This window comes from Geminicoccus flavidas (genome assembly GCF_009806515.1).
Lineage (GTDB): Bacteria > Pseudomonadota > Alphaproteobacteria > Geminicoccales > Geminicoccaceae > Geminicoccus > Geminicoccus flavidus.
In genome coordinates, this window is the sequence record NZ_WUJP01000701.1 from 1 (window position 1) to 4,234 (window position 4,234).

3 protein-coding genes and 1 pseudogene are annotated in these 4,234 nt (G+C 67.7%); all 4 read left to right on the forward strand.

Features of this window, described 5'->3' with window-relative positions; genetic code table 11:
* The first annotated feature begins 158 nt into the window (after positions 1 to 158).
* Positions 159 to 998 carry a carbohydrate ABC transporter permease gene (locus EQG76_RS20140; protein WP_159716136.1) on the forward strand — a complete coding sequence of 280 codons (840 nt, stop codon included), beginning with the start codon at positions 159 to 161 and terminating at the stop codon, positions 996 to 998.
* A gap of 25 nt (positions 999 to 1,023) precedes the next feature.
* Entirely contained in the window at positions 1,024 to 2,553 is a 1,530-nt protein-coding gene (locus EQG76_RS20145) for a sulfatase (protein WP_159716137.1), read from the forward strand.
* Positions 2,550 to 3,530 (forward strand): DUF4432 family protein, encoded by a 981-nt coding sequence (locus EQG76_RS20150; protein WP_159716138.1) that lies wholly within the window; start codon positions 2,550 to 2,552, stop codon positions 3,528 to 3,530. The genes EQG76_RS20145 and EQG76_RS20150 overlap by 4 nt, the downstream gene beginning before the upstream one ends.
* Positions 3,524 to 4,234, forward strand: a pseudogene (locus tag EQG76_RS20155) (hypothetical protein); the annotation flags it as partial. The gene EQG76_RS20150 and the pseudogene EQG76_RS20155, both read left to right, overlap by 7 nt.

Here is a 4,234-nt window from a genome sequence, read left to right on the forward strand (position 1 = left end):
GGCACGGCCACCGAAGTGATCAGCTTCTCGATCTATCGCCGCTTCTTCACCGAGGACCGCGCCGGCTACGGCTCAGCCATGTCGATCGTCACCTTCTTCGGCATCGCCCTGCTGATCATCCTGATCACCGCCTTCCTGCGCCGCCGGGAGACCGGGCGATGAGCCGCAGCGCCGGGAGCAGCCGGGTAGCACTGGTGCTGCGCCACCTGCTGCTGGTGCTGGCGGCAGCCATCGTGCTGTTCCCGTTCCTCTGGATCGGGGCTGCCGCCTTCAAGACGCAGATCTCGCTGCTCATGGGCCAGATCCTGTTCCAGCCAGTCCTGATGAACTTCGAGGCGGTGCTGACGGCGCGCTCGTCGGACTATGTCCGCAACTTCACCAACAGCCTGACGGTAGGCCTGCTCAGCACGGCCCTGGTCCTGGTGGTGGCCACGCTCGCCGCCTATTCACTCAACCGGATGCGCTGGCCGCGCTGGGTCGGCCATTCCATGCTGGGCTGGGCAGTCGTATTCCACATGGTGCCGCCGATCACGCTGGCCGGTGCCTGGTACTCGATGTTCCGGCCGCTGGGCCTGGACAATTCCTATCTGGGCCTGGTGCTCGCCCACACCACGCTGAACCTGCCGATGGCGCTCTGGATGATGAGCGTGTTCGTCAACGACGTGCCCGAGGAACTGCTGGAGGCGGCACGGATCGACGGGGCGAGGACGCCCCGGATCCTCTGGAGCGTGATCGTCCCCCTGGTGGCCCCGGGCCTGGCGGCCGCCGGCGTGCTCGCCTTCATCTTCAGCTGGAACGAGTTCGCCGTGGCGCTGACCCTCACCCAGCGGGAAACCGCGACGGTGCCGGTCGCCATCGGCAAGTACGCCCAGGAAAACACCATCGCCTACACCGAGATGGCCGCAGCGGCGATGCTCTCCATCCTGCCCGCGGTCGTCCTGCTCCTGGTGGCCCAGCGCTTCATCGTGCGCGGCCTGACCAACGGCGCCGTCAAATGAAGCGCCCAGCCACGAAGGTCGGAACATGAAGGTCGTCTTCGTCCTGTTCGATTCCCTCAACCGGCACATGCTCTCGCCCTATGGCGGCACCCGGATCCCGACCCCGAACTTCGACCGGCTGGCAAAGCGCAGCGCCACCTTCGACAAGCATTATGTCGGCAGCCTGCCCTGCATGCCGGCCAGACGCGACATGCAGACCGGGCGCCTGAGCTTTCTGCACCGCTCCTGGGGCCCGCTGGAGCCGTTCGACAACTCCTTCCCGGAACTGCTCGCCAAGGCCGGGGTGTACAGCCATCTGGTCACCGACCACTTCCATTACTGGGAAGACGGCGGCGCCACCTACCACAATCGCTACGACTCCTATGAGTTCGTCCGCGGCCAGGAAGGCGACCCCTGGAAGGCGATGGTCCAGCCGCATTGGGAGCGGCTGCGCGAGAAGTATCACGAGCGCCAGTTCACCACCGAGCGGCGCGAATATTTCTCGCAGAACATCATCAATCGCGAGTTCATCCGCGACGAGAGCGAGTTCCCTTCGGTCCAGTGCTTCGCTGCGGGCTTCGACTTCCTGGAGCGCAACCGCGATGCCGACAACTGGCTGCTCCAGATCGAGACCTTCGACCCGCATGAGCCCTTCCACGCACCCGAGCGCTTCAAGGACGCGTTCCGGACCGGCTGGAACGGGCCGATCCGCGACTGGCCGCGCTATGGCCGGGTCGACGAGCTGCCCGAGGAATGCGAGGAGTTGCGCGCCAACTATTACAGCGTGGTCGCCTTGTGCGACTTCCTGCTGGGCCAGCTGCTCGACGAGTTCGACCGCCACGACATGTGGAAGGACACCGCGCTCGTCGTGACCACCGACCACGGCTTCCTGCTGGGCGAGCACGACTTCTGGGCGAAGAACCGGATGAACATGTACGAGGAGATCGTGCATATCCCGCTGTTCATCCACGACCCGCGCAAGCCGGAAGCGGGCGGTCAGCGCCGGGCGGCCCTGACCCAGACCACCGATCTTGCCCCCACCTTCCTGGACTTCTTCGGCGTGGCCCCTGCCCCCGAGATGGAAGCCTATTCGCTGCTGCCGGTGGTGGAACAGGACCATGCCCTGCGCGAGGCGGCGCTGTTCGGCTATTTCGGCGGGGCGGTGAACGTCACCGACGGCCGCTTCACCTATCACCGCTACCCGGCCGACCTCGCGACGCAGGAGATCTACCAGTACACGCTGATGCCGACCCACATCTTCGAGCCGTTCACGCCCGAGGAGCTGAAGGGTGTCAGCCTCGCCGAGCCGTTCGGCTTCACCAAGGGCGCGCCGGTGCTCAAGGTCCCGGTGACCGACCGCTCGCCCATGTACAACGTCTACGGTCCCGGCGCCTTCATTGAGAACGACACCCGTCTCTATGACCTCCAAACCGATCCCGGCCAGGAGCGCCCGCTTGAGGACGAGGCGGCCGAGGCGCGGATGACGCGGCTCATGCTGGGCCTGATGCAGGCCAACCAGGCACCGCCCGAAGCTTTCGCCCGGATCGACGTGACACCGACCACCGCCGGCTCATGACTAGGCTGCCCGGCGCACGCGAGCAGGCCGCGGCCAGGGTCGGCGATCTGCGTCAGCTCGCTGCCGTGCGCCGGATCGTGCTGGACGACGGGCCGGAGCGGGACGTCCGAGCGCTGGCCTTCTCCACCGGCGGCGGCCTGGACTTCTGGGTGCTGGCCGACCGCTCCATGGACATCGGCCCGCTCTGGTGGCGCGGCACGCCGGTCGCCTGGCAAGGGCCGAACGGCTTCCGCTCAGGCCAGCTCCACGCCCAGGAGGCCGATGATCTGCGCGGCTTCGAGCGCAGCCTGTCCGGCTTCCTCGTCACCTGCGGCCTGACCCATGTCCGCCAGCCTGCGGGCGGCCTGCCCCTGCACGGCCACCTGCCGCTGACGCCCGCGCGCCTGCTGGCCTATGGCGAAGACTGGGGCCGCGAGGAGCCGGTGCTGTTCTGCGAGGGCGAAATCACCGAGGCCAGTCATAACGGCCCGAGCCTGCGGCTGCACCGCCGGATCGAGGCGCCGGTCGGCGCCAACGAGCTGCGCATCCTCGACCGCGTCGAGAACCTGCGCCCGACGCCGCAGGCCCTTGCCATGCTCTACCACTTCAACCTCGGCTACCCGCTGGTCCAGGCAGGCACGACGGTCGCCGGGGAAGGTCTGGACACCATGCAGGTCGACGAGGAAGCGCCGCCCTCGGTGACCTGCCACGCCGTTAACGCACCCACAGGCCGCTGCCGGGTGGAACGGCCGGCGCAGGAGGACCAGCCTGGCCTTGGCACCACCTTCGCCTTCGAGACGACCTGGTTGAGCCATTTGCAGGTCTGGCAGGACATGCGTCCCTACCGGCGCATCCTGGGGATCGAGCCGGTGACCAGCCAGCGCCTGTCGGATGGCACCAGTGGGCCCGGGCCGATCCTGGCCGGCAGGACCAATGCGACCCAGCGCCTGACGGTCACCTTCGACAGCCTTGTCCTTCCCGGCAACCGGCCATGCTGAAGGCCCGCCTACCCGCCCGCCTCACGCCGCTCGCCGCCTCGTTCGGGCTGCGGCCCTTCTATGGCGACCTCCACAACCATTGCGGCCTGTCCTATGGCCATGGGAGCCTCGAGGACGCGCTGGCACGCGCCCGCCAGCAGCTCGACTTCGTGTCGGTCACCGGCCATGCCCACTGGCCGGACATGCCCGTGGACCAGCCGGAGGTCGCCCATATCGTGGCCTTCCATGTCGAGGGCTTCGCCCGGCTGGCACGGCTCTGGCCCGGGCATTTTGAGACGCTGCGCCGCTTCCACCAGGACGGGACGTTCACGGTCTTCCCCGGCTACGAGATCCATTCCTTCCAGCACGGCGACTACACGATCCTCTACCGGGACCTGGCCAGCCGAGAGATGGTGCTGGCCGACAGCCCGGCCGAGCTGCTGTCCGAGCTCGACGCCCGCTACCCCGGCGCGGCGATGGCCTTCCCGCACCATATCGGCTACCGCCAGGGTGCGCGCGGCGTGAACTGGGCCTCGCTCGACCAGCACCTTTCGCCGGTGATCGAGATCATCTCCATGCATGGCTGCTCGGAAACCTCGCTGACCGAGCGGCCATTCCTGCACTCCATGGGCCCCTCGGACGGCCGATCCACCCTCCGCCACGGCCTGGCGCTGGGCCACGTCTTCGGCGTGGTCGGCAACACCGACCACCATAGCGGCCACCCC

Coding starts and splice junctions, on each gene's coding strand:
- EQG76_RS20145 (WP_159716137.1), top strand. CDS start 1,024: ATGAAGGTCGTCTTCGTCCTGTTCGATTCCCTCAACCGGCACATGCTC.
- EQG76_RS20150 (WP_159716138.1), top strand. CDS start 2,550: ATGACTAGGCTGCCCGGCGCACGCGAGCAGGCCGCGGCCAGGGTCGGC.
- EQG76_RS20140 (WP_159716136.1), top strand. CDS start 159: ATGAGCCGCAGCGCCGGGAGCAGCCGGGTAGCACTGGTGCTGCGCCAC.